The sequence below is a fragment of the Pseudomonas saponiphila genome, from assembly GCF_900105185.1.
GTDB lineage: Bacteria > Pseudomonadota > Gammaproteobacteria > Pseudomonadales > Pseudomonadaceae > Aquipseudomonas > Aquipseudomonas saponiphila.
Genome location: NZ_FNTJ01000002.1, coordinates 1,988,527 through 2,012,124 on the forward strand (window position 1 = coordinate 1,988,527; position 23,598 = coordinate 2,012,124).

At 61.6% G+C, this 23,598-nt stretch carries 31 protein-coding genes and 1 tRNA gene; 14 read left to right on the forward strand and 18 right to left on the reverse strand.

Going from position 1 to position 23,598, the window contains the following annotated elements:
• Position 1 precedes the first annotated feature (1 nt).
• The gene (locus tag BLV47_RS31005; protein ID WP_016963909.1) at positions 2-562 is read right to left on the reverse strand and encodes a glycine cleavage system transcriptional repressor; all 561 of its coding nucleotides are present in this window, start codon (positions 560-562) and stop codon (positions 2-4) included.
• A 326-nt stretch (positions 563-888) separates the two neighbouring features.
• On the opposite strand from BLV47_RS31005, the gene dapA reads away from it, so the two are divergent.
• The 5 genes from dapA to BLV47_RS31030 all read left to right on the forward strand — a co-directional run bounded on the left by dapA (position 889) and on the right by BLV47_RS31030 (position 4,579).
• Positions 889-1,767 (forward strand): 4-hydroxy-tetrahydrodipicolinate synthase, encoded by an 879-nt coding sequence (dapA, locus tag BLV47_RS31010; protein WP_092320348.1) that lies wholly within the window; start codon positions 889-891, stop codon positions 1,765-1,767.
• Between the two features lie 17 nt (positions 1,768-1,784).
• On the forward strand, positions 1,785-2,900 hold the full coding sequence (gene bamC / locus BLV47_RS31015; RefSeq protein WP_092320349.1) for an outer membrane protein assembly factor BamC: 1,116 nt from the start codon (positions 1,785-1,787) through the stop codon (positions 2,898-2,900).
• Positions 2,901-2,904: 4 nt separating this feature from the next.
• On the forward strand, positions 2,905-3,663 hold the full coding sequence (locus tag BLV47_RS31020) for an MBL fold metallo-hydrolase (RefSeq protein ID WP_092320350.1): 759 nt from the start codon (positions 2,905-2,907) through the stop codon (positions 3,661-3,663).
• Between the two features lie 28 nt (positions 3,664-3,691).
• Positions 3,692-4,405 carry a phosphoribosylaminoimidazolesuccinocarboxamide synthase gene (purC, locus tag BLV47_RS31025; RefSeq protein ID WP_060838001.1) on the forward strand — a complete coding sequence of 238 codons (714 nt, stop codon included), beginning with the start codon at positions 3,692-3,694 and terminating at the stop codon, positions 4,403-4,405.
• Positions 4,406-4,489: 84 nt separating this feature from the next.
• A tRNA-Ser gene (locus BLV47_RS31030) sits at positions 4,490-4,579 on the forward strand.
• 112 nt (positions 4,580-4,691) lie between these two features.
• Here the strand turns inward: BLV47_RS31030 and BLV47_RS31035 are convergent.
• On the reverse strand, positions 4,692-5,396 hold the full coding sequence (locus BLV47_RS31035) for a site-specific integrase (protein WP_482822348.1): 705 nt from the start codon (positions 5,394-5,396) through the stop codon (positions 4,692-4,694).
• A gap of 225 nt (positions 5,397-5,621) precedes the next feature.
• On the opposite strand from BLV47_RS31035, the gene istA reads away from it, so the two are divergent.
• Positions 5,622-7,307 carry an IS21 family transposase gene (gene istA, locus BLV47_RS31040; protein ID WP_062838241.1) on the forward strand — a complete coding sequence of 562 codons (1,686 nt, stop codon included), beginning with the start codon at positions 5,622-5,624 and terminating at the stop codon, positions 7,305-7,307.
• A complete protein-coding gene (gene istB / locus BLV47_RS31045) occupies positions 7,195-7,944 on the forward strand; it encodes an IS21-like element IS1474 family helper ATPase IstB (protein WP_062838242.1) in 750 nt (249 codons plus the stop codon). Before istA ends, istB begins: the two co-directional genes overlap by 113 nt.
• Before the next feature lie 49 nt (positions 7,945-7,993).
• Here istB and BLV47_RS31050 read toward each other — a convergent pair whose 3' ends face one another.
• The 16 genes from BLV47_RS31050 to BLV47_RS31120 form a co-directional block, all read right to left on the reverse strand.
• Positions 7,994-8,557 (reverse strand): Arm DNA-binding domain-containing protein, encoded by a 564-nt coding sequence (locus BLV47_RS31050; RefSeq protein ID WP_244168979.1) that lies wholly within the window; start codon positions 8,555-8,557, stop codon positions 7,994-7,996.
• Positions 8,554-8,769, reverse strand: a complete 216-nt coding sequence (xisR, locus tag BLV47_RS31055; protein ID WP_092320351.1) for an excisionase family protein — start codon at positions 8,767-8,769, stop codon at positions 8,554-8,556. Before xisR ends, BLV47_RS31050 begins: the two co-directional genes overlap by 4 nt.
• Positions 8,766-9,077, reverse strand: a complete 312-nt coding sequence (locus BLV47_RS31060) for a hypothetical protein (RefSeq protein ID WP_092320352.1) — start codon at positions 9,075-9,077, stop codon at positions 8,766-8,768. Before BLV47_RS31060 ends, xisR begins: the two co-directional genes overlap by 4 nt.
• Before the next feature lie 58 nt (positions 9,078-9,135).
• Positions 9,136-9,846 carry a hypothetical protein gene (locus tag BLV47_RS31065; protein ID WP_092320353.1) on the reverse strand — a complete coding sequence of 237 codons (711 nt, stop codon included), beginning with the start codon at positions 9,844-9,846 and terminating at the stop codon, positions 9,136-9,138.
• Entirely contained in the window at positions 9,843-10,241 is a 399-nt protein-coding gene (locus tag BLV47_RS35855; protein ID WP_143038324.1) for a hypothetical protein, read from the reverse strand. The genes BLV47_RS31065 and BLV47_RS35855 overlap by 4 nt, the downstream gene beginning before the upstream one ends.
• Complete coding sequence (locus BLV47_RS36635; RefSeq protein ID WP_244168980.1) at positions 10,238-11,095, reverse strand: hypothetical protein; 858 nt, start codon at positions 11,093-11,095, stop codon at positions 10,238-10,240. Before BLV47_RS36635 ends, BLV47_RS35855 begins: the two co-directional genes overlap by 4 nt.
• Positions 11,092-13,173, reverse strand: coding sequence for a DNA cytosine methyltransferase (locus BLV47_RS31075; RefSeq protein ID WP_092320354.1), 2,082 nt, complete (start codon positions 13,171-13,173; stop codon positions 11,092-11,094). Before BLV47_RS31075 ends, BLV47_RS36635 begins: the two co-directional genes overlap by 4 nt.
• Complete coding sequence (locus tag BLV47_RS31080) at positions 13,170-13,787, reverse strand: hypothetical protein (protein ID WP_092320355.1); 618 nt, start codon at positions 13,785-13,787, stop codon at positions 13,170-13,172. Before BLV47_RS31080 ends, BLV47_RS31075 begins: the two co-directional genes overlap by 4 nt.
• 75 nt (positions 13,788-13,862) lie before the next feature.
• On the reverse strand, positions 13,863-14,675 hold the full coding sequence (locus tag BLV47_RS31085; protein WP_092320356.1) for a DUF2303 family protein: 813 nt from the start codon (positions 14,673-14,675) through the stop codon (positions 13,863-13,865).
• A 39-nt stretch (positions 14,676-14,714) separates the two neighbouring features.
• A complete protein-coding gene (locus tag BLV47_RS31090) occupies positions 14,715-15,065 on the reverse strand; it encodes a hypothetical protein (RefSeq protein ID WP_092320357.1) in 351 nt (116 codons plus the stop codon).
• 49 nt (positions 15,066-15,114) lie between these two features.
• The gene (locus BLV47_RS31095) at positions 15,115-15,357 is read right to left on the reverse strand and encodes a pyocin activator PrtN family protein (protein ID WP_092320358.1); all 243 of its coding nucleotides are present in this window, start codon (positions 15,355-15,357) and stop codon (positions 15,115-15,117) included.
• Positions 15,354-15,722, reverse strand: a complete 369-nt coding sequence (locus BLV47_RS31100) for a hypothetical protein (protein ID WP_092320359.1) — start codon at positions 15,720-15,722, stop codon at positions 15,354-15,356. Before BLV47_RS31100 ends, BLV47_RS31095 begins: the two co-directional genes overlap by 4 nt.
• Positions 15,719-15,994, reverse strand: coding sequence for a phage antirepressor KilAC domain-containing protein (locus BLV47_RS31105; protein WP_092320360.1), 276 nt, complete (start codon positions 15,992-15,994; stop codon positions 15,719-15,721). Before BLV47_RS31105 ends, BLV47_RS31100 begins: the two co-directional genes overlap by 4 nt.
• A 10-nt stretch (positions 15,995-16,004) precedes the next feature.
• Positions 16,005-16,577 carry a deoxynucleotide monophosphate kinase family protein gene (locus tag BLV47_RS31110; protein ID WP_092320361.1) on the reverse strand — a complete coding sequence of 191 codons (573 nt, stop codon included), beginning with the start codon at positions 16,575-16,577 and terminating at the stop codon, positions 16,005-16,007.
• Complete coding sequence (locus tag BLV47_RS31115; protein WP_092320362.1) at positions 16,574-16,759, reverse strand: hypothetical protein; 186 nt, start codon at positions 16,757-16,759, stop codon at positions 16,574-16,576. The genes BLV47_RS31110 and BLV47_RS31115 overlap by 4 nt, the downstream gene beginning before the upstream one ends.
• Positions 16,760-16,896: 137 nt before the next feature.
• Positions 16,897-17,547 carry a S24 family peptidase gene (locus tag BLV47_RS31120; RefSeq protein WP_092320363.1) on the reverse strand — a complete coding sequence of 217 codons (651 nt, stop codon included), beginning with the start codon at positions 17,545-17,547 and terminating at the stop codon, positions 16,897-16,899.
• 96 nt (positions 17,548-17,643) lie between these two features.
• Here BLV47_RS31120 and BLV47_RS31125 point away from each other — a divergent pair, with 96 nt between their 5' ends.
• The 7 genes from BLV47_RS31125 to BLV47_RS31155 all read left to right on the forward strand — a co-directional run bounded on the left by BLV47_RS31125 (position 17,644) and on the right by BLV47_RS31155 (position 23,589).
• Positions 17,644-17,871 (forward strand): transcriptional regulator, encoded by a 228-nt coding sequence (locus BLV47_RS31125; protein WP_092320364.1) that lies wholly within the window; start codon positions 17,644-17,646, stop codon positions 17,869-17,871.
• Positions 17,872-18,187: 316 nt separating this feature from the next.
• Positions 18,188-18,676: a phage regulatory CII family protein gene (locus BLV47_RS31130; RefSeq protein WP_092320365.1), complete on the forward strand. Its 489-nt coding sequence runs from the start codon at positions 18,188-18,190 to the stop codon at positions 18,674-18,676.
• Positions 18,669-18,875, forward strand: a complete 207-nt coding sequence (locus BLV47_RS31135; protein ID WP_092320366.1) for a TraR/DksA C4-type zinc finger protein — start codon at positions 18,669-18,671, stop codon at positions 18,873-18,875. The genes BLV47_RS31130 and BLV47_RS31135 overlap by 8 nt, the downstream gene beginning before the upstream one ends.
• Positions 18,872-21,568 carry a bifunctional DNA primase/polymerase gene (locus BLV47_RS31140; protein ID WP_092320367.1) on the forward strand — a complete coding sequence of 899 codons (2,697 nt, stop codon included), beginning with the start codon at positions 18,872-18,874 and terminating at the stop codon, positions 21,566-21,568. The genes BLV47_RS31135 and BLV47_RS31140 overlap by 4 nt, the downstream gene beginning before the upstream one ends.
• A gap of 328 nt (positions 21,569-21,896) precedes the next feature.
• Positions 21,897-22,361 (forward strand): hypothetical protein, encoded by a 465-nt coding sequence (locus BLV47_RS31145; protein WP_092320368.1) that lies wholly within the window; start codon positions 21,897-21,899, stop codon positions 22,359-22,361.
• Between the two features lie 210 nt (positions 22,362-22,571).
• Positions 22,572-22,913 carry a phage holin family protein gene (locus tag BLV47_RS31150; protein ID WP_092320369.1) on the forward strand — a complete coding sequence of 114 codons (342 nt, stop codon included), beginning with the start codon at positions 22,572-22,574 and terminating at the stop codon, positions 22,911-22,913.
• A gap of 154 nt (positions 22,914-23,067) precedes the next feature.
• Positions 23,068-23,589, forward strand: a complete 522-nt coding sequence (locus BLV47_RS31155) for a terminase small subunit (protein WP_092320370.1) — start codon at positions 23,068-23,070, stop codon at positions 23,587-23,589.
• Positions 23,590-23,598 lie beyond the last annotated feature (9 nt).

A 23,598-nucleotide genomic window follows, 5' to 3' on the forward strand; every position in this document is an offset into this window, starting at 1 on the left:
CTTACATTGGGTTCTGTGGGCGCCAGGGTTCGATCAGCGCATCGAGGTTCATGGCATCGGCAAAATCCAGGAACTGATCGCGCAACCAGCTGATCTGGGTGCCGGCGGGCAGGGTCACGGTGAAGGTGGCGTTGAGCATGGTGCCCCCGGTCTGCGGAGCCTGGTAGGTATCGCAGGTGAGGTTTTCCAGCTCGACATGGTGGTCGATGAAGAATTGGCACAGCTCGTTGACGATATCCGAGCGGTACGCCGCGCTGACATAAGCCACATACGGCAGAGCCTGGGGACGGCTTTCCAGGGCTGCGCTGCGCACCACATTGACGGTAAAGGCGTGCTTCTTGGCCAGGAATGGCAGGCTGCTCTCCAGGCGCGCCAGGGCGTCCCAGCTGCCGGAAATCTCCAGCACCAGGGCGCTGCACTCGCCATGCCGGGTCAGGCGCGAGGTCACGACGGCACAGCGGTTTTCATGGCTGGCGCGGCACAGGACGTTGGTCAGCTCCATGGGGTTGGCGCCGAGGGCACTGATGACAAGGAATTGTTCGCGAACTGTGGGGGTGGACATGCAGCATTCCTAAAGCGATGAGCGGTCGATACTTTTTGACAAGTCGGTGTCGGGCAAGCGCCGCCAGGGACTTCTCGGGGCCCCGAAGCACCAGCCGGCGACAGGTCCCGAAACCTCCGGAACACGGGCTGGCAATGCAGGAATGGGGCTTTGGAGAAGCGACAGGCAGGTGATAACCCGGTTTACACGCTTATCGGTAGCGATCAAAGCCTGAAGGGTAGCGAAAACCATCGCTCAGGGGAATGCTCACGGCGCGGGACTTCGCTTGTGCAAGGAACTTGGCGCCAGTACCATTACCGCTCTCTTTTTCCGGCAGGAGCGGTTGCATGATTGCGGGCAGTATGGTGGCACTGGTCACACCCATGGATGCACAGGGAAATCTCGACTGGGACAGCCTGAGCAAACTGGTGGACTTCCACCTGCAAGAGGGCACCAACGCCATCGTGGCGGTCGGCACCACAGGTGAATCGGCCACTCTGGATGTCAACGAGCACATCGAAGTGATTCGTCGGGTGGTGGCCCAGGTTGCAGGGCGCATCCCGGTGATTGCCGGTACCGGCGCCAACTCGACGCGTGAAGCGATCGAACTGACCACCAACGCCAAGATCGCCGGCGCCGATGCCTGCCTGCTGGTGACTCCGTACTACAACAAGCCGACCCAGGAAGGCCTGTACCAGCATTTCCGCGCCATTGCCGAGGCCGTGGACATCCCGCAGATCCTCTACAACGTTCCAGGCCGCACCGCATGCGACATGCAGGCCGAGACCGTGATCCGCCTGTCCAGCGTGAAGAACATCATCGGCATCAAGGAAGCCACCGGCGACCTGCAGCGGGCCAAGGCGATCCTGGCCGGCGTGCCTGAGGATTTCCTGGTGTACTCCGGCGATGACGCCACCGCGGTCGAGCTGATCCTGCTGGGCGGCAAGGGCAATATCTCGGTGACCGCCAACGTCGCACCCCGGGCCATGAGCCAGATGTGCGCCGCGGCCATGGCCGGCGACGCCGCCAAGGCCCGCGAGATCCACGAAACCCTGATGCCGCTGAACAAGACACTGTTCATCGAATCCAACCCTATTCCCGTGAAATGGGCCCTGCACGAAATGGGCTTGATGCCGGACGGTATCCGTCTGCCGCTCACCTGGCTCAGTGCCGCCTGTCACGAACCGCTGCGGCAGGCCATGCGCCAGTCCGGCGTCTTGGTTTAATTGAGGAAGTACAACGCATGAAGCGAATGGCCGGACTTTCCGCACTTGCCTTGATTATCTCCAGCACCAGTGGCTGCGGTTGGATCTGGGGCCCGGAAGGCTACTTCCGTGACCGGGGTAGCGATTACCTGCAAGCGCAACAAACAGCACCGATGCAACTGCCGCCGGATGTACAGACCTCCAAGCGTCTGGATCCATTGCTGCCGATCCCGCGCAACGTCGCTGACGACAACGTCAAGGGCGAGTACCAGGTGCCTCGTCCGCAGCCGCTGTCGGCGATTGCCGATGCCAGCGACTACAGCCTGCAAAAGAGCGGTGATTCGCGCTGGGTCATGGCCCAGCATCCACCGGCCGAGGTCTGGCCAGTGGCGGTGCAGTTCTTCCAGGACAACGGCTTTCGCCTGGATCAGCAGCGTCCGCAAACCGGCGAGTTCACCACCCGCTGGCAGCGTTCCGACGAGCTTTCCGCGTCCGTGGCCAAGCGCCTGAGCAGCGCCGGCGTTGCCGCCGACAGCGAAACCCGCGTGCGGGTACGCATCGAGCCGGGCGTGCAGCGCAACACCAGTGAAGTCTACGTGGTCAGCGCCGAGCGTCCCGCCGGCAGCAGCGCCGACGTGGAGTTCACCAACCGTTCGCTCAACACCGGACTGGACGCGGCGCTGGTGGACGACATGCTCGCCAGCATGAGCCGTACTGCCGAAAAAGGCGGTTCTGTGTCCCTGTTGGCGGCTCGTGATTTCGATACCCCAAGCCGGGTCAGCCTCAGCGAAGACGGCAGCGGCAACCCGGTGCTGAACCTGGGCGCCGACCTCGATCGCGCCTGGTCCAGCGTGGGCCGCGCCCTGGAGCAGGGCGAATGGCGGGTTGAGGACATCAACCGCAGCCTGGGCCTGTACTACATCAACCTGGCGGAAAAAGCCGAGAAGAAAAACGACGAGCCGGGCTTCTTCGGCAAGTTGTTCGGCAGCAAGCCGGCCACGGAAGAGATCGAAGCCCGCGCCGAGCGCTATCAGGTTCGCCTGAGCAAGGTCGGCGACAACGTCCAGGTCACCGTCGAGAAGAACATCAACACCGTGGCGCCGGCCGATGTGGCGCGCAAAGTGCTGGGCGTGATTCAGGACAACCTGGGCTGATCAGATGCGTTTTGCCGTTCTCGGCAGTGGTAGCCAAGGGAATGGCACGCTGATCGCCAGTGCTGACACTTACATCCTGGTGGATTGTGGTTTCTCCCTGCGGGAAACCGAGCGGCGCCTGCTGCGCCTGGGAGTCCATCCCTCGCAGCTGAGCGCCATCCTGGTGACCCACGAGCATGCCGACCACGTGCATGGCGTGGGTTTGCTGTCTCGGCGCTACAATCTACCGGTCTACCTCAGCCAGGGCACTTTGCGCGGGATGCGCAAGCCGGTCGAGGTGGCGGGTTTTGTCCGTGGTGGCGAGCCACTGCAGATCGGCACCATGCGCATTGACGTGGTTGCCGTCGCCCACGACGCCCAGGAGCCTACCCAGTTTGTCTTCAGTGACGGCCAGCGGCGTTTTGGCCTGCTGACCGACCTGGGTTCCTACTGCGCCGGCGTACTGGAAGGCTACCGTGGCCTGGATGCCTTGATGATCGAGGCCAATCACTGCCGGGACCTGCTGGCCCGCGGTTATTACCCGTATTTTCTCAAGCAGCGGGTCGGTGGCGACCAGGGACATTTGAACAACCATCAGGCCGCAAGCCTGGTGGCCGAATTGGGATGGCGGGACCTGCAGCACCTGGTCCTCGCCCATCTGAGCAGCAAGAACAACCTGCCGCAGCTGGCCCGGCAATGTTTTGTCGACACCCTCGGGTGCGACCCGGACTGGCTGCAACTGGCCGATCAAGATTCAGGGCTCGACTGGCGTCACATCGCCTAGCCCACCTACGTAGCAAGCGGAGCCCATCATGGAAAAACGTGAAGAACTCTACCGCGGCAAAGCCAAGTCGGTTTACAAGACCGATGACGCCGACCGCTTGATCCTGCTGTTTCGCAACGACACCTCGGCGTTCGACGGCAAGCGCATCGAGCAGCTGGACCGCAAGGGGATGGTGAACAACAAGTTCAACGCCTTCATCATGCAGAAACTCGAAGCCGCCGGCATTCCGACCCAGTTCGACAAGCTGCTGGGCGACAACGAGTGCCTGGTGAAGAAGCTCGACATGATTCCGGTGGAGTGCGTGGTGCGCAACTACGCCGCCGGCAGCCTGGTCAAGCGCCTGGGTGTGGAAGAGGGCATGAAGCTCAACCCCTACACCTTCGAACTGTTCCTCAAGGACGACGCCAAGGGCGACCCGTTCATCAACGAATCCCACGTAGTGGCATTCGGCTGGGGCACTGCCGAGCAACTGGCGCGCATGAAAGAGCTGTCGCTCAAGGTCAACGAAGTGCTGAGCAAGCTGTTCGATGACGCCGGCCTGCTGCTGGTGGACTTCAAGCTGGAGTTCGGCGTGTTCAGCGACGGCTCGATCGTCCTGGGCGACGAGTTCAGCCCGGACGGCTGCCGCCTGTGGGACAAGGACACCAAGAAGAAGATGGACAAGGACCGCTTCCGCCAGGGCCTCGGTGATGTCATCGAAGCCTACGAAGAAGTGGCCCAGCGCCTCGGCGTGCCGCTGTAATCGACGCAAGCATCTGATAGCACGGAAAAAATTCGCTCAAGGGGCTTCGCTTCGAGCAAATGTGCTGTTATGATGCGCGCCGTTGGAGAGATGCCAGAGTGGCCGAATGGGACGGATTCGAAATCCGTTGTACCTTCACCGGTACCTAGGGTTCGAATCCCTATCTCTCCGCCATTATTGAACAAGACTAAGCCCCCGTAATCATTGAAGATTACGGGGGCTTTTTCGTTTCTGTAGTACTTGTTAGGGCATTTTTAGGGCAAAAGATGCAGCATGCAGGGCCGCTTTAGGCCGCCCGGAACCCGAGCATTTTCGACACGATACCCGCCATACTCTTGGTGTCCTTGGGTATCCAGCGGCCATAGTGCTTTCTTACCATGGTTGTGTCAGCGTGGCCCAGCTGGCGCGCCACCCACTCGACAGGAACGTAACTCGACAGCATCTGGCTCGCGAAGGTGTGGCGGCATTGGTTGGCGCCGCGGTGCCGGACTCCGATCTTTTTCAGATGGGTGGTAAACCATTTGCTAAGGGTTTTGCCGTTCCAAAGCACGGCGCTTCTTGAATTGCGGAAAAGGAACCGGACCTTCTGTTTCTTCGCTGTGATGTTATCGCGCTGCATCACTTTGATCTCAACTGCTGGTGCAGTCTGTGCTGCAGCAACAATCTCGCGCATCAGGTCTAGGGCTGGATCTATCAGCTCGACGATCCGTATCCGTGATCGTTCCTTGGGTACTTTGAATTCCCCCACGACTAGGGCTCGGCGCACATGAACGGTGCCGGCGACGAGGTCTACATCTTCAAGGGCCAGGGCGATGATTTCGGACATTGACAGGCCGGTCCAGCAGTTGAAGGCCAGCATGCGGGCATCCTCCAGGCGCTCTGGGTCGCCCGTCGCAATTAGCTCGATTTCCTCGCGACTAAAAGGGTCGGCGTGTTCCGAGTCGGAATCGGTACCGACATTGCTGATCCGCTCCAGAGGGTTTGATTTCAGTGCGGATTTCGGAGCACCGTGACCGGCCGTTTCGGTTGATCGTGACCGGTCATTTCGCTAACGCGTGACCGCTCATTTCGGTAGCAACGTGACCGATTTTCCGCCTGTTCCGAAACAGGTGGTCACGGCTTACCGAAATCGCCGGTCACGACTTAGCGAAAGCCTTCCCCTTCGTTGCGCATGACCTGATGCGCCGCCATCCTCGACCGATTTCGGGAGAGGAAGATGGCGGCGCCGCGAGTAGCCATGCGAAACATCAAAGAATGTCTGCGCCTCAAGTTTGAGGCCGGCTTGTCCCACGAGAAGATTGCCCGTGCCTTGCAGCTGTCCAAGGGCGTGGTTAGCAAGTACATCGCGGCGGCGCGGGTGGCCGGGCTGGACTGGCCGGCGCTGGTGGCCATGGACGAGGCCGCGCTGGCGGCCGCCTTGTTTGCACCGACGTCGACGAACAAGCCGCGCGGTGAGCGAGTGCTGCCCGATGTGCTGAGCATCCACCGCGAGTTGCGACGCAAGGGCGTGACCTTGCAGCTGCTGTGGGAGGAATATCTCGCCGCGCATGCGGGCCAGCCGACCTACCGCTACACCCAGTTCGTCGAGCACTACCGGCGCTACGCCCAGACGCTCAAACGTTCGATGCGTCAGCTGCACCGTGCGGGCGAGAAGCTATTCATCGACTATGCCGGGCCGACGCTGCCGGTGGTCGACCCGGCCACCGGCGAAGTGCGCCGGGCGCACATCTTCGTCGCCGCCCTGGGCGCCTCGAATTACACCTATGCCTGCGCGACGCCAGGCGAAACCCAGGTGGACTGGCTGACCTCGCTGGGCCAGGCTCTGACCTACTTTGGCGGCGTGCCGGAAATGGTTGTGCCGGACAATCCGCGCGCCCTGGTCGCCCAGCCGGATCGCTACGAGCCGGGCCTGAACCGGGCCACGCTGGAGTGCGCGCGTCATTACCAGACGGTGATCCTGCCGGCACGGCCACGCAAGCCTCAGGACAAGGCCAAGGCCGAGGTGGCGGTGCAGGTGGTCGAGCGCTGGATCATGGCGCGGCTGCGCCATCGGCAGTTCTTCAGCCTGCATGCGCTTAACCAGGCCATCGCCGAGCTGCTGGAGGATCTGAATCGGCGCCCGTTCAAGCGGCTCGATGGCTGCCGGCGCGACTGGTTCGAGCGCCTGGATCGCCCGGCCTTGCGAGCGCTGCCGGTGCATCCCTACGAGGTCGCCACCTTCAAGCGCTGCAAGGTCAGCATCGACTACCACATCGAGGTCAATGGCAGCTTCTACAGCGTGCCCTCCGCCCTGGCCCGGCAGAACGTGGACGTGCGACTGACGGCACACACCCTGGAAGTGCTGCATGGCAACCGGCGGGTGGCCAGCCACCTGCTGCTGGGGCGACGCGGCGCTTACAGTACCCAGCGCGAGCACATGCCCGCGGCGCACCAGGCGCATCGCGAATGGACGCCACAACGCCTGCTCGACTGGGGCGCGCGGATCGGCCCCTACACGCGCCAACTGATCGATCACCAACTGACCCACAAGCCGCACCCGGAGATGGGCTACCGCGCCTGCCTCGGCCTGCTCTCGCTGGCCCGGCGCTATGGCAATGCACGCCTGGAAGCCGCTGCCGAACGTGCCGTACACCTGCGCGCCTTCACCGGGCGCAGCGTGCGCAACCTGCTCCAGCAAGGCCTGGATCAACAGCCGCTGCCCCAGCGTGCCGCCGAAACGACCTTACCCGGCGACCACGAGAACGTCCGTGGCGCCGACTACTACCAACCCCCGCAACAGGAGCTGTTCGATGATGCCGCAACACACCCTGAATCAACTGCACCAGCTACGCCTGGACGGCATGGCCCGCGCCCTGGAAGAGCAATGGACGCTGCCGGCCAGCCACAGCCTGAGCTTCGATGAACGCCTCGGCCTACTGCTCGACCGCGAACTGGCCTGGCGTGACAACCAGCGCCTGGTACGGCTGCGCAAGAAGGCCAAGCTCAAGTACGCCAACGCCTGCCTGGAAGATCTCGACCGCCGCACCGGACGCGCCCTGGACGAGCGTCTGATCGCCACCCTGGCCAGTGGCGACTGGATCCGCCAGCAGCACAACCTGCTGCTGACCGGCCCGACCGGTGCCGGCAAAACCTGGCTGGCCTGCGCCCTGGGCAACCAGGCCTGCCGCCAGGGCTATAGCACCCTGTACCTGCGCACCCCGCGCCTGCTGGAACAACTGCGCATCGCTCATGGCGACGGCAGCTTCGGCCGTACCCTGCAACAGCTGGCAAAGGTCGACGTCCTGGTGCTGGACGACTGGGCGCTAGCCCCGCTGGAGGAAGGAGCCCGGCATGACCTGCTGGAGGTGATCGACGACCGCGCTGGCAGCCGCTCCACCATCCTGACGAGCCAACTGCCCATCGAGCACTGGCACGGCTGGATCAACGACCCGACCCTGGCCGATGCCATCCTCGACCGCCTGGTGCACAACGCCTACCGACTGACGATGAAAGGCGAGTCGCTGCGCCGAAAAAAAGCCGAGGAACAAGCCGCATCGTGACCGATGCGATTACAATCCAGAACCCGCGCAACCGGGGTGGAAGCACCGGTCACGTATTAGCGAAACGCTCGGTCACGTTCACCGAAATCCGCAATTTCAGTATTCCGTCGCCAAAGGCGTCGGCCCAAACCCCACGGACTACGGTGAAAATATCGTTTACGGTCTTCGGGGACAGGCTCTGCTTGAGCAGATGCGCCTGGAACAGTTCGATATCGCTTTTGCTGATGTCGACAATGCGCCGTTTGCCGAATTTGGCGCCGACGTGTTTCGATTTACTTGCGTAGTTCGCGACTGTGCTGGAGGCTCGAAGTGCGCGTTGTACCTCAAGCCACCTATCTATGCCTTCCTGCACAGTTCGTTTCGTCGAGTGGCCGCCGGTACCCGAGAACATGGTTGCCCTCGGTGATTCGGGGAAGTGGGCGGCGTAGTCAAATCGTCCCTCTTTGATCTCTGTAAGGATCGTCCGGCGCTTGTTGTCGGCATAGGCAATCGAAGCTTTGTTGACGGCAACTATGCCGGGCAGCGGTTCGCGGCACCGCTGCCCGTGTAGCATGAACACAATGCGGAGTTGCTTGCCGTTCATCTCGACGCCTGTTGGCATTTTCTCCTTCATGGTTGGCCGGCCATCCACTTTTCAATGGCTTCCTTGTTGTAGACCAGCACGTTGGCCGGGTCTGTACGGTAGTGCTTGCCCTCCAGCCAGATGCCACGAGTGCGGTACTTGCGGACCGCTTCGGTACTTAACCCAAACACCGGGTACAGCAGGTCTTGGCGGAACCAGGCGCCTGGCGTGATGTGAAGATCGATTTTCTCTGCGGCGCTCATGCTGCCTCCTTTGTGGTATCGCTGACCTGCTGCGCGGATGAGGCGCAGACCTGTTGGGTAAACGTCTCGCCTTTCTTGCGGCTGACGGTGAGGTACCGGCGTTGGCCCTGGCGCATCTGTTGGATCTTCTCAGGGTCTGCCCAGCCCACTAGCGGTGCGCTGGGGCGTTCGGGGTCCTGGCGGGTCTCCAGCTTCTCCAGCTCGGCCAGGATGTCCTTGAGGTCAAGCACCGATATCGTCAGCGTCTTGTCGCCCTGGTTGATTGCACGATGCAGGCAGGCTTTGGTGTAGGCGATAGCTTGATTCATGGTCTTGGCCCCGTGTAGATGTTCCATGCCATGAAAAGCAGGGCGGCATATGGGAGGATCATGGCTGCACCCTCCGAAACTCGACGACCCAGACCCAGGGGTTTGCGTCCCAGTCGCCGCCGACCGAAGACCAGAGCCCTGCAAACGAATCAATGGGGCTGGCCCAGTAATGCTTGCCGTCTTCGACGTGGTGGCCGCCGCCTGGGTGCTTTGCGATCCCCTCGGCCAGCGCCTGTTCCTCGCTGATGTCCTGCAGCCGCTCGACACGCACCGTGGTGATTTCCAGCAGGATGCGGCTGGCCCAGCGCGGCATGTGAATGGACGGGCGCGATTTACCTGGCGTGATCATGGCGCACCCAGTCTGCCGGGCACCCCCATCTGCTGGGTACCGGATCGGCTCGCCTTGGCTCAGATCTCGCGGCGCTACCGCATTAACCTGGGCATCCGCTACCCACACCTCGCGCACCCACAGCCGGTCACCGGGCCGCCCGTAGGGGCAGACACCGCGCTCGGCCAGCTCCTGGGCACACTCCGCCTCAGTCTCGCCGAAGACACAGTACCCATAGCGTGGATGGCGTTGGCCGATGGCGCTCCAGCGTGGACCACCGTCATTGCCGGCGGCGTCTTCGGTGGGTGTCTGGCCTCCTTTTACTGGACGCCGCGTGACTGTCTTCCGGTCTTCCAGGATGGCGCGGACCATTGACCCGCTGAACAGGATCGGACGTTCGTTTCCTTTGGCTGTTTTCGCCTGTATAGCCTGCTTGCTCATTTAAGGAATTCCTCGACTGGAACAACTCGGCCCGTCCGGCGCGCTAGGTCCTTTCGCTTGGCCAGCGCCAGCAGGTGGCATTGGTGGCAGCAGGCATCGGGCGCTGCGTTCTTGATGGCTTTCGCGGTTCGCAGGCCGTAGGTGCCGCATACGCAACGAACAACCCAGCGTGCGTTAACCTCGGCAGAAATACCGATTACGGTAAGTCGACCAAACTTTGTGGTGGTCAGGTCTGTGAAGCATGCTTGGTGCGTTTCGGCTCGGCTAACCGGGCGTGTTGGAAGCGGAAGGAACGAGTTGACTGCGCCTTCACTCACCTTGAATTCGTAGTTGATACCGGCTCCCACCACTCGGGCGGCCATTCGATCAACTGGGCGTTCATGTCCTGGTTTCATGGCTTGCGCTCCAGGGCGGCGCGGGCCTCCGGGAATTCCACCAGGGTGGTGCTGCCTTCTTCCCAGTATTCATCGGTCGCAATATGCAGCCCGTGGACCTTATTCCCGTCGTCATCGAGAACGTAACCAACCCACAGGCGGCCGTCGGCGTATTGGCCAAACTGTCCGCCTTCTTCCTCGTCGGTGTCGCCGCAGTGGAAGTTGATTGCGCCGATTACCTCCTTGTCGAGCAGCATGCTTTTCGGAACGAGCGCATAACCTTCAGGCACAACAAACTCCGCCCGCTCGTCGCGCTCGGCCGGCGAACTTGGTCCCGTACTGCGCTGAAACATCATTACGTCGTGCGCCCTTGGAAGGGTTTTTGGCGTGGTCGGCTCTGCGCTGGCGGATAGAAGCCCCATCACATCCAGCAGCATCATGCAGCAGTTGGCTACGTCGGCCGCGTACTCGCTGATCTGCGGGTAGTCCAGGGCGGAAAGCGCCTCGCCGAGCTTGTCTTGGTGGTGCGTGATCTCGTTGAAGGCCGTTGCGGCAGTCATGCGAAGCCAGCCATCACGGTCGCCCTTATGACTGTTGGCCTTCAGCTCGCGGACCATCAACGCCAGGAACGGGCGCAGCGTGTCGCCGTATGCTCCGAACAGCGCATCCATTTCGGCCAGTTTCTGCTTGGCTGCGTGCAGCTTGACGCGCAGTTCATGCTCGCGCTCGCCGGCCCGGACGTAGGCGTTTTCAAGCACGGCGATACGCTGGCGAGCGGCGTTCTGATCCTGCTGTTGTTGGGCTACCTGGCGTTGAGGGCTGCAGGTGCAGGGCAAGCAACCCTGGTTGCAGTCGCATAGAGGTTTCTGGCTCATGCGGCCTCCTTGAGTTGTTTGGTTTGGCGCCAAGGGTCGTTAGCTCTTGCCAGCGCAGCCATCGGCGGCGGGCTAACACTGTTGCCGCACATGTGGACTTGTTCGGTCTTGGTGAACGGCTTGCCATCGGCACCGCGGTCGATGATGTAGCTGGCCGGGAAGCCCTGAGCGCGGTACAGCTCGTGCGGCTGGAGCATGCGCAAGCAGATATCGACGATCACATAAGGCGTGCCCTTCACGTACACAGTGACCAGGGCTAGGCGGTCCTTGGTGGTGATCGTTGAAAGCGGTTCGTCGCAGGCGCTCATGTTGTGAGTGCCGTAGTAGCGGATCAAAAAGGCCGCGACGCGAAGGGCACCGGCTTCATGCTCAGGCGACAGCTTGTATTCGACCAGAGCGTGATGCTCGGCGCCGGCGGTCATGGTTGGCACGGGGTCTTCAATGGCGACCCCGGTGCAGTTGCGGCGCAGGGTGGCCAGGTTGGCGGTTACCAGTCGCTGCTGGCTGCCGCTGCTGGTCACAGTGGTCATGGGGTCGGTGACTCCTTTGGCGTGGGTGGTGTTGAAGCCGCCATTGGCCTGTTCCATGAAGGCTGTGCAGGTGCCCAGGGCATGAGCTGCCCCCGCCGGGCGCTTGTAGTTGCCGCCGCTGGTGATGGTGGGCACCGGATCGGTGATGGCTGCGCCTTCGCTGTTGAAACGGAATTTGACCAGGTGCGCAGTAGCAATCGAATGGCCACCGCTGGCTGTGACAGTTCCCAGCGGTTCGCTGGCTGACTTGCTGCCGTTCCCCCAGCGCTGTGCGCCGCCCGGCTTTCCTTCGCCGTGCGCGGCGGTCACCAGCACCGGACTGGCCAGCATCAGTTCGCCTCGGTTGGCAGCGGTCACGGTTGGCAACGGTTCGGCCGGGTCGTTGGTGCGATCGCTGCCCTGGTGAGTTGCTGGCAGGATCACAGCGCTGGCCAGGGCATGCTTGATGCCGCCGGCGACGACTGTGCCCAGAGGCTGATCGATGCCCGGGGCGCGTGGTTGCTGGCCTTCGCGTTCTCCATACCCGGTCTGTACCAAGGTAGGGCTTGCCATGGCGAAAGTGCCCCCGCGTGGCCATGACGTGATGGTGCGCAAAGGTTCGGCTAGGGGTTGCGCACTTTCCCCCGACCAGTTGGCTATCGGCACTATGAACGGGGTCGGGTTGTCCAAGACGAATTTCTTCATGCCCTTTGCAACCCGGCGCAGCGTGGCCTCTGCCAGGGGCTTCTTGCGTCCGAAAATGCTCTTGCTCGGCACAGTCCAATCGATGCAATCGGCAGCGGTGCGGTGCTTCTGCTGACCCTTGGCGGGCTTCTTTGCGTGGGTCGGTTCTGGCCACACGATGGGCTGGCCGTCGCATCGAGCGATCATGAACAGGCGTTCACGGGTGGTTGGTGCGCCGTAGTCGCAAGCCTTCACGATGCGCCATTCCACCTGGTAGCCCATGCCCACCAGCAACTGGACGAACCGGTGCCAGGTGACGCCGCGACGTTTCGGGTCTGGCACCAGGAACTGTTCGTGCACCGGCACGCGCTCGCCTGTGGCGGCCACGGTGCCGTCGAGTTTCATTACCCGGCCGGTGGCCTTGTCGCGCTTGGCGATCAGGGGGCCCCATTGCAGGATCTGCTTCACGTTCTCCAGACTGATGACGCGAGGCTTCTTTTTGCCGCCCCACTTGAGGCCGATCCACGACAGGTTGCGGATCTCGCGCTTGCGCGGTTGTCCGCCGGCTGCCTGGCTGTGGTGGGTGCAGTCGGGGCTCATGTGGAACCAGCCAACGCGGCGGCCCTGGCATTCCTCGTCGGGGTCGCCCTCGAATACGTCGGTGGTGTAGTGCCGGGCGTGCGGGTGGTTGGCGGTGTGCATGCTGATCGCGGCGGGGCTATGGTTCTTGGCCACGTCGACCTTGCGACCCAGGCCCATCTCCAGTCCGGTGCCTGCGCCGCCGCCACCGCAAAAGAAGTCGACAACGATTTCATCATCCTGGGCGTTAAGGCTCAGGGAATATTGAGTCTTGAAGTCGAAGGGAGGTTTTTTCAAGGAACTCATGCCGCGTCCTCCACGACCAGTTCGCCAGCTTCGTGCTGCAGGTGCAGCTCGTAGGCCTCGCGCAGGGCGTCCCGAATGTGCGGGTAGCCCTCGGTGTTGGCTTCGTGAGGGAACGTAACGGTGCTGTTTTCAAGCTCGGGCCAGAAGCTGCCGTGAGTGTTCAGCCACTCGATCAGCTTGGTATCGAGTGAATCTGCGTTCATTGCGCCGCCCGCGGTGGCGGTGTTGAAGACCCGATAGGCCAGGGCGCGTGCCTGGGCGGCCAGGGCATCTGCTTTCGCCTGGACGGGGGCGGTCCCAGGGATCGCCTTGTACGTCGAGGAGGCCAGGCCGAGTGCTTGTGCGATGCTGATCAGGGTCTGCTGGTCTTCCAGGGTGAAGGGCTGCGCCTTGAGCTGGAGTTGCTGGCCCTGGTGTTCGGCCACCTGGGCCGCCAGCACTTGGCAGCGCTCGGCTGCGCGCCCCAGGTCGTTGCTCAGGGCGTGGATACGGTCGCGGTCGTCTGCTGTGGCGCGTGCCAAGGCGCGCAGGAACGCCCGGCGGATGAAGTAGCCCAGTAGAACCAGCCCGGCCAGCTGGCCCGTGGCGATGATGATCAGGTGTTGAGTTTGCATGTGCTGTGATCCTCGTTAGAGCCCGCCGCCGGACGGATAAGTGGTGAGAGGACGGCGGCGGGGTGTTGCAGGTGGTTACGCCAGCTTGAAGCTGCCGATGGTCAGCGTTGCGGCGGTGCCCACATCGGCCTGGACGACTTCCTTGAACTCCTGGGCCAGGTCTTCGCGCAGTTGTTCCTCGCCAATCCAGCGCAGCTTGAGCAGTGGCTTGTCGCCGCCGGTCAGTACCGCCACACGCAAGCGGATGGTTCTCGCCGTGAGCCCTTCGTAGGGCTCGACGGTGAAGCGGAATTCAGCGGGCAGCCCTTCGGACGACTTGGCCTCGATCTGGTCCATGGCGGAGCGCGATGCGCTCAGATCGCCCACGACGTGCTCACTCTTGCGGGCCTGCTCGATGCTGATCGAGCGAATGGCACTCGCTGCTTTGCGCAAGTCGATGGGGGAGTCGTCGGCGGCCAGGGAAGTCAGGTTAGAGGCCCAGTCTTCGATCCAATCACTCAGGTCTTTCTGCGGGAAAGTCGTGGCGGCGGCGCGCTCCAGTGCCAGAAACCCGGCGGTCTTGCGCAGGTTCAGCGTTGCTGTGAAGTCGCCGTGCCCGGGGGCAGTGATGTCACCCAGGTTGAAGTACACGGTGCAGCGCATCTGCTCGGCGTCGACGAAGCCTGTGGTCGGAGTTTCTGCGCTGTGCTGTTGCACGTAGTTGCCGAAGTCATGCAGCGAGTGGGTGACCAGCGCACCCCGGAAGCGGCTGCGCAGAGGCTGGAACATTTCGATGCTGTGTATCTTCTGGTCGGACGGCAGCACCAGGGCTGGGGTGTGCGTGTCCAGGGGCTTGGCATGGGCAAGAATGGCGGTGTCCTGAATCAACTGAACTGCTTGGGCTTCCATGGATCGGTTCCTTCTGTGGTGAGAGGTATGGACTTAGGGTTACGACTTGGCGTGAATCGGAGCGTCTTGTCGGTCGAAGAGCTGCCCCGGGCCTGGCGCCTCGGCGAACAGGGTCAGGCGGCCGCCTTCGTTGACATGCATGGGCGTGTCGAGGGTGGTGTCCTCGCTGCGGCTGCCGCGCTTGGTGGGCACCTTGTAGGCCAGCTTGTGGTTGACGGTCACCTGATGGCTGGACGCGATCTGGCTCAACGTGAAGGTGATGGTCACGGTGCCGACCTTGCTGTGATCGACTACGCCGGCGGCCACCTCGGACAGGGCATGTCCGATTTGGCTGGCGAATACGCCGGCGTTCAGTTCGCCGATGAATTCGGCGGTGTCGGTTGGTTTCATGTGCTGTGTCTCACTGGTTGTTGCCCCTGGACGGCAGGGGCTACCGTTGCTATGCCGCGGCTTTGCTGGCCTGGGCGTCGAGGTAGGCGGCCAGGTCGTGCAGGTAGACCACCCACGGGGCACGGGTTGAGTGGTGAATGCGCTTGACCGTCAACTTGATTCGCCCTTTGCGGATCTCTGCCAGCAGGTACTTGTCTGTCTGGATGTGCGGGAAATACTCCTGGCGCACGGCTGCCAGGGTTGGGCACGGGGTTGCGAACTGGCGTCGTAACTGGTCGAGGGTTTCGCTCATGGGCTGGCCTCCCCGGCCCCCACGGCGGGCTGCAGCTTGTGGCGGATCAAGTCGGCGAGACTTCGGGCGTCGGCAGCTCGGCCGGTTGCGCAGATGCGGCCCCGGGCATCGGCAATGACCGCGCCGAATGGTGTTTCCGGTGTCTTCGTCGGGGTGACGAATGCGGTTTGTCCGGGCTGGATGATGCTGTTGACGCGGTGGAATACTTCGGCGAGTTCGATGGCGCTGCTCGGCAACAAGCCAAGGCCCTGGGGTTTGCCGATCAGCGTCGGCCCAGACACCGCTCCGGGGCTGCCGAGGTAGATCGGAATCAAGGCCAGGGTGTCGCCGGTGGTGGTGAATGCGTTGAAGTAGTTGGTCTTCATGCTGCGGCTTCCTTGTTCGCGATGGTGACGCCCAGTTTTTTGGCGAGGTACGACACGCCGGTTTCGGTGACCATCACCACTGCGTAATGCCGAACCTGGCCGGACTTGCCGATCTGTACCGAGCGCGGGTCGGCGAACAGGTTGCCCTGGTCGCGGTGGTGGCTGGCCAGGGTCCCGTCCTTGGCCAGTACATGCAGCTCACGGAGCTTGGCGCGGAAGGCTCGGGGCTTGAGCCCGAGCAGTGCCGCGGTTTCGTCGAGGGTGCGGTTCATGGCGATGGCCTCAAGCTGCAGGGCGTTTTTCGCGTTGTCGGATGATCTCTACACAGCAGTCGACTTGCTGTCGCAGTGAGGCCAGGTCGGCTGTGTTGCGCGCGATCAGATCGCCCTGACGTTTAGAGATGCTGGCCTCGGTGATATGTGGGTTCACTGATGGAGCATCGGGACGGTGGATGTGGATGATCGTGCCGCCGCGCCTGCGGATGAACTCGGCTTCGTTCTCGACGCGCACATCGCTGACAACGAAGCCGATCACGCTCGACAGCGAGTTTTGTAGGTAGTTGAGGTTTTGCTCGGCAATCTTCACCCAGATGTCTGGGTGCACCATCTGGCGCGCCCACTCGGTGCCCATCGACTGCATCAGCTCCCGCGGAGACCGCTCAAGCCAGGGCAGGGGTTGTTCTTTGCGCTCGCCCTCGAAGTCGTCCGGATCGAGGTTGAACATCTCCATGAGTCCTGCGCGTATTGGGTCGGCGAAGGCGTAGTGCTCCAGCAGGTGGTTGCGCACCAGGTGTTCAGCAGCAGTTGATTTACCCGAGCGAGCCGGGCCAGCGAGGCCGATCAGAATGGGCTTCATGCTGCATCGCCTCCGAATGGGCCGAAGTCCACGGGCTTGGTGGTCGCGGTGCGGCGGGTGGTGGTGATCACAAGCAGCCCGGTTTGGCGCTGGATGGCTTCAACCGCGGCGGGGCTGGTGCAGGCTGCGGGGTGGAGGTACACCGGGCAGCGGTTGGGGCTGTGCTGTGTAGTCGTTTGCATGATTCGTACTCGTGGTGAGAGATGTACGAGCAAACGTTAGCAACGGCTAACTGATTTAACAATAGCTGTGGCTATATATTTTTACGTAATGCAAAAAAAAACCGCACAGGGCGGTTTTTTTGATGCTGGGGAGTTACTCAGTTCTGAATCTTGCTTGGTGGCATGATGCCGCCTACGTAGTGGATTTTGGCGATTTCAGAGCGTTGTAGCGTCAGCCGGCCGTAGGTGTCGTTAACGGACATCAGGCTAACCTCTTCGTCGTTTGCGTAGAGAAGTTCCTTGATCATCGATTCACCGTTGCTCCGAATAACCAATACGTACTCCCCTGGCACCAATTCTTGCCTCGGTTCGCACCAAACAAGCCATCCATTTCGAATGGCTGGGGCCATTGCGTCCCCCTTAATGCGTAAGGCATACGCTGTAGGGTCCAGAGTGGGAACGTTCATCCAGCCACTTGTTGGTGTCAGTTCATCCCACAATCCATCTGGTTTCACTTGGGCTAGTCCTTGAATAGGTACCCGCCGGAAACTGTTTGCTGCGTTGGAGCTTGCTGCAATGCCAAGCACCTGGCCTTCCTGGGCCGAAAGCGCGGGCATCAAGAGAGTTCCACCAGGGAGGCCAATCTTATCTTCTAGATTCTTGGCAGCTTTATCGCCCAAGGGACGATGCCCATTCAAGAGCTGGGAAATATAGGAGGCATCCAGGTTGTAGCGATCCGCGAACTCTTTGGTTTTGAGGTCGCCGATAAGCTTCTTGAGCGTGTCAATTCGTAGCTGGCTGATATTCATCTACGCATCTTAGAATCGTTTAGCGTTTTGTAAATTACGTGCGGCTATTGTTAATGTCGTTAGCGGCTGCTAGTCTTTTGCCAAACGGAGGTGCACATGAGCTTGCATACATACATGAAGACTCTCGACAAATTGCAGGTAGAAAACCTGGCAGGTCGCTGTAAAACCACGACGGGTCAGCTTAAGCAAATTGCTTACGGCAACCGTCGTGCCTCTGGCGGTCTGGCTGTGAATCTGGAGCGTGAAACGCGGGGTGCTGTTACGTGTGAGGAGCTTCGCCCTGATATTGATTGGGCATATCTGCGGGGCTCCAGAGCAGCATAAAGGGTGCTGGCCCGGGAATTCTCACCACAAGATTCCCGGCCCAGCAGTGGCAGCACCAGCACATGAATGCCGCCACTTGAAACACCGGCCTTGTACCTCTCACCACGAAAAGCAAGGCCGATCGTAACAGGTTGCATAGATACACAACGCGTTACTGGAGGCGTCGGGCCGGGGCATCTCACCACAAGAACTCCCCGGACTGACTGGAACGATGAGCCGTGCTGCACAGCACGATTAGCACAGCACACCGGTCTTGGGTCGGATGATAGGGCGCGCCCTAAAGTCTGGCTAGACCGTAAAAGGGGTATTTACGGTTATGAGTCGCATCGCTAAACCATCGGCCATCGAGCCGGTACTTTCATTGCGTAAGGCGCTCTACCGCGCCGGCCATAGCTACCGGGGCGGCGTCACCGCACTGGCGGTGGACATGGTCATGGATTACGACACCCTGCAGAAGAAGCTCAAGCACGATTTCGAGCATCGCTGGCTGGACCCGGACGAGCTTGAAGAGGTTATCCGACTGACCCAAAGCGAGGTGCTGCTGGACGCGCTAATGCGTCCAGCAGGGATGGTCTGGTACAAGCCCGAACCTGCCGCACCAACATACCAAGCCTTGCAGGCAGTCAGTCGGCTACTGCACGAAACCGGCATGTTCGTTTCGAGTATGCACCACGGTGCCGCCGACAACATCTGGGAGCCTCACGAAGTAGAGGACCTGGAGAAGCACGGCGCGGACGTGATTCGTGCTGTCCTCGGGATAATGGCCGGGGCCCGGGCTGCTATGGAGGAACACCTCCATGACTGATGTGATCGATATCGCCAACGACCAGGCCGAGTACTTCTTGCAGGTGGCGCTGGACCGCCGCCAGCGCCAAGCGTCGACCGCCGCCAGCGCGGAATTCTGTGAAGACTGCGACGAGCCTATCCCGCTTCTCAGGCAGCAGAAAGTCAGGGGTTGTCAGACCTGCGTCAGCTGCCAGGAGTTGCGGGAGCGGCGCAGATGAGTGAACAGGTAAATGACGTGCCTACTGCAGAGTGGGCGCGGCGCTATGTCGAGGATTTCGATCTAGCCCTGGTTCCCATCGACCCAGGGGAGAAGGCCCCCAAGGGGATGGGCTGGAACAAACCAGGCGGTTATCTCACCGATGCCGACACGGCATCGGAGTTCTGGCAACGAAACCCCGCGCACAACTTGGGTGTGGTGCTAGGCCCGAGCCGGGTCTGCTCGCTCGATGTCGATGATGTCCAGTGGACCCGGCACGTACTCTACGAACTTCACGGCATCGACCTGGATGCTATGGCGCTGGTGTTCCCGACGGTGGTCGGTAACCCGGCGCGCTTTCGTGTGATGTTCCGGGTTCCGGATGATCTGGAGCTAACCCGCCATTCCTTGTCCTGGCCGAATGAAAATGACCCGGACGGGTCGATCTACAAGCGGCTGACGGCTCAGGCCAAGGCAGCAAAGGCAGCTGGTGATCTGGCAGGGGAGGCAGCAGCCAAGGCCGAGGCGCAACAGTTCCAGCGCTTCACGGTGCTGGAGCTGCGCGCCGGCCTGGGGCAGGACGTGTTGCCACCCTCGATTCACCCAGGCACAGGTAAGCCGTATTTCTGGCGGAAAGCGCCTAATGCGGCTGAGGGGCTGCCGGTGCTGCCGGTTGAGCTGCTTAAGATCTGGAACAACTGGGACATCTTCAAGCGGGATGCCGAGGCAGCATGCCCGTGGGCGCCGAAGCCCAAGAAGGAACCGGGCAAGGCGATCAAGCGACCGCCTCCCAAGGGTGACCAGCCGTCGGTGATCGATGAATTCAACCGTTGTCACGATGTCGAGGAGCTGCTGCGCGCCCATGGCTATATCAAGCGGGGCAGTAAATGGCTGTATGCGCAAAGTAGCACCGGCATGCCAGGTATTACGGTCAAGGAACGCAAGGTTTACTCGCACCATGGCGCCGACCCACTGGCCAACGGTCACCAGAACGATGCTTTCGAGGTCTATTGCCTGCTGGAACACAACGGCGATCAGTCCCGGGCGGTGAAGGAGGCGGCGCGCTTGCTCGGTATGCAGCATGCGTCGCGGCCAGATCCCCGAGACCTTCCCCCGCCCCCTTCTGAGGACATGAGCGGGCCGGGCCGGGTCGGTGCAACTGGCGAAAGCGAGGCCGCTCCGGCTCCTATGGGGGGCGCGGGGGAGGTCTTGACGCCTGAACAAGTGCTGCGTCGGTTTGCGCTGATCGAGGGCACCACACACGTCTGGGACTGCGATCAAGCGCGGGCCATGAAGAAGTCGGCATTTGAAGCGCGGGTGAGCAAGCCCATTGCCAAGGAGTGGCTGGACAACACCGCCAAGCGCCTTATCTCCGCTGACCATGTCAGCGACATTGAGCAGGCGCGGCGCATGGCTGGCAAGAAGACTGATGCCTTCGGCATGTCGCCAACTGATCGCTATGTGTATATCGACGGGACGAAGGACGTCTGGGACCGCGAGAAGAAGCGGCGTATTGCCGAGGGCGCGGTAAAGATGGCCCTCGGCGATACCTATCCGCTATGGCTCAACAGCAGCGAGCGGCGGACGGTGGACGTTGAACACATTGTGTTCGACCCGACCATGACGAAAGACCCATCGATCTACATCAACACCTTTGACGGGCTGCCGCTGGAGCCTGTCCGGAATGATGAAGCCTGCAAGAACCTGCGTTGGTTGATCTCGTTTCTGTGCAACAACGACGAAGCCGCGGTGCAGTGGCTTACGCGGTGGCTGGCGTACCCGTTGCAGCACCTGGGCGCCAAGATGGATACCGCAGTGTTGATGCACAGCACCATGGAAGGCTCGGGTAAAAGCCTGCTGTTCGCCGATGCGCTGGGCATGTTGTACGGCCAGTACGCGGCAACCGTGGGCCAGACCCAGCTGGAAAGCAACTTCAACGCCTGGCAAAGCCGCAAGCTCTGGTCGGTGTTTGAAGAGGTGGTCAGTCGTGACCAGCGCTACAACCAGGTGGGCAAGATCAAGCACTTGATCACGGGTAAAACCGTGCGGATGGAATCGAAGTTCATCAATGGTTGGGAAGAAGCCAACCACATGAACGCGGTGTTCCTCAGTAACGAGATCCTGCCGTGGCCGATCAGCGACAGCGACCGCCGGATGCTGGTCATGTGGCCCATGGAAACGTTGCCGGTGGAGCGGCAGAAGGCGATAGGCAAGGAGCTGGAAGAGGGCGGCGTTGCAGCGCTTTATGGCTGGCTGCTTTCGGTTGACCTTGGCGACTTCAACCAGCGCACACGGCCACCCTCGACCGAGGCCCGGGAACGACTGGTGGCCTTGAGCCGGGCCGCCTGGCAGACGTTCTTGCATCTGTGGCGCTATGGCGAGCTGGGTTATGGCCTCTGGGGGCCGTGCCTGTCTTCGGATGTGTACTCGGTGTTCCTGGAGTGGTGTCAGCGCAACAAGGAACACGCCATGAGCCAGACCAAGTTCTCGCTGTTCCTCAGTTCAGAGGTCGATAAGACGCGGGCGATCCCTTGGAGCGAGGGGAATAACCGCCGGTTCGGCGCGTTCTTCTTTCCTGCGCATCTTGATCCTTCCCCGCCCCCTTCGATGAAGGCGGCCGACCTGGGCAAGCAGGTGGAGGAGTGGCGGGCCCGTGCACGGCTCGCGGGTTGGAGTGTGGACAGCTGGGACCATGTGAAGGGGCCTACACCATGACTGCGCCTGAATGTGTGTTGGGTGTGTTGGGTGTGTGTCGGGTTGGTTTTGGCAACTCAACACAGGTCAAACCCTTCTATTTCAGGGGTTCTAGCGCTGTGTGTCGGGTGTGTTGGGTTTGGCTACGCGTGCGCGCATGCGTGACGTTATTTGTAGCCGCTTCAAAGGCTGCAAATTCTTCTCATGCGAGGACTGAAAAACCCAACAAACCCAACACACTCAACACAAAAGCTATTAGGGCATTGAATTTATTGGGATTTATCTGTGTTGGGTTTGTGTTGGGTTCGGTGTTTTTTGTGTCGGGTATGGTTTCCAGGGGGATGGGGCAATGATTGGGGAAATCGAGGAGCTGTTGGAGTATTGGGGCGAGCAGCAACGCCGGCTCGGCCTGGGTGGCGGGTTGGCCAGCCAAATGGGCACCATCATGCAGTGGAAGGGCGGCGCGCCGCGTGGCGTTCCTGGAACGCGGGAGCCATTGAACGGAGCAGGGCTCGACCCACTGGCTCATGAAGTGGATGCGGCGCTGGCGACGATTGAGCGATCCAGTGCCACTGGCATGGCGATGTACCGCCTGGCCGAGCTCCGGTACTTCACGACGCCGACACCAACAGTTCGGGAGCAGATGCAGTTGCTGGAGATCTCCGAGGGAGCCACGCAAACCTATTACGACCGGGTGCATTCGCTCCACGGACGCCTCCAGCGGGAGCTTAAGGCGCGCCTCTTGGCCCGGCGTCGCGTGACCGTTCGTCGGGGTGGATTGCCTCAAGTTGGCGTCAAGTCGGCGTCAACCTAGCGCCGAGTGGATCTACCGAAAATCGGCCCTTTTCGGTTCCGTAATTCGTAGGTAAAAAGTCCCCAACATCTGGAATCTGCGCCTAGGCGCTTCACCCGAGCACGTGCTGTGCACCTCGCCCTGGCTTTGGCCAGGACACTGAAAACCCCGTCACCCTGGCGGGGTTTTCTTTTTCCGGCGTTCGCCGCGCTCCCTCATTTGAGACCCGTTATGACAAACGAGCAGCAAGCGCTGGCAGAAATGCCGATCTGGTTGGTAATCGTCCTGGCCCTGGTCGGAGGTGTATCCGGCGAAATGTGGCGGGCAGACAAGGATGGCGCCCGGGGTTGGGTGCTGCTTCGGCGCCTGGCGCTGCGCTCTGGTGCCTGCATTGTCTGCGGCATGGCAGCGATGATGCTGCTGATCGGTGCCGGGGTCTCGGTCTGGACGGCGGGCGCCTTCGGTTGCCTGACGGCGATGGCCGGTGCCGATGTCGCCATTGGCTTGTACGAGCGCTGGGCGGCACGCCGGATCGGTGTCTCGGACCAGCCGCCCGGCAGCGGGGCAGCCTGACCAGCAGGGGCTGCCCGACCCGCCGGGCAGGCCGGGGGTGGGGGCCGATTTCCGGGTCCTCCCCGGGGGCCGCCCCCTACACGGGTACTCGGACTCGCGGTTTCCCTGCAGCTGAGATTTGTACAGGGATGTCCGTCTTTTCAAGGACTTAGTAATGGGCAAGACAGTCAGCAAACTGGAACTCGGCGAGATCGTCGGTCGTGATGAACGCACCCTGAGCCGGTGGCAGAACGAAGGTATGCCGGTTATCGAGTTCGGGGTAGGGCGCGGCAACGAGAACCAGTACGACACCCAGGCGGTGATCGAGTGGCTGATGCGCCAAGCGGCCTTGAACGGCAAGAAGGAATCCACCCGTGACCGGCTCGACAGGATACGCGGCGACCGCGAGGAGCTGGCGCTGGCCAAGGACCTGGGCGAGGTCGTGATAGAAGCCGAGATCGTCCAACGCTTCGAAGCGGTGATCACCGCCGCCAAGATCGAACTGCTCAATACCTTTCCTGATGAACTGGCGGCCACCTTGTCCGCTCGCTACGGCGTCGAGGTGGACGATCAACTGGTTCGTGAGCCCATCGAACTGATACTGAGGAGGTTGTCCGCCTATGAGGACGATGGCGATCTCGATGGGGATCTTGACCAGCCAGACGACACGGAAGGCACTGAAGAGGACGGCGATTGAGGGCATGCG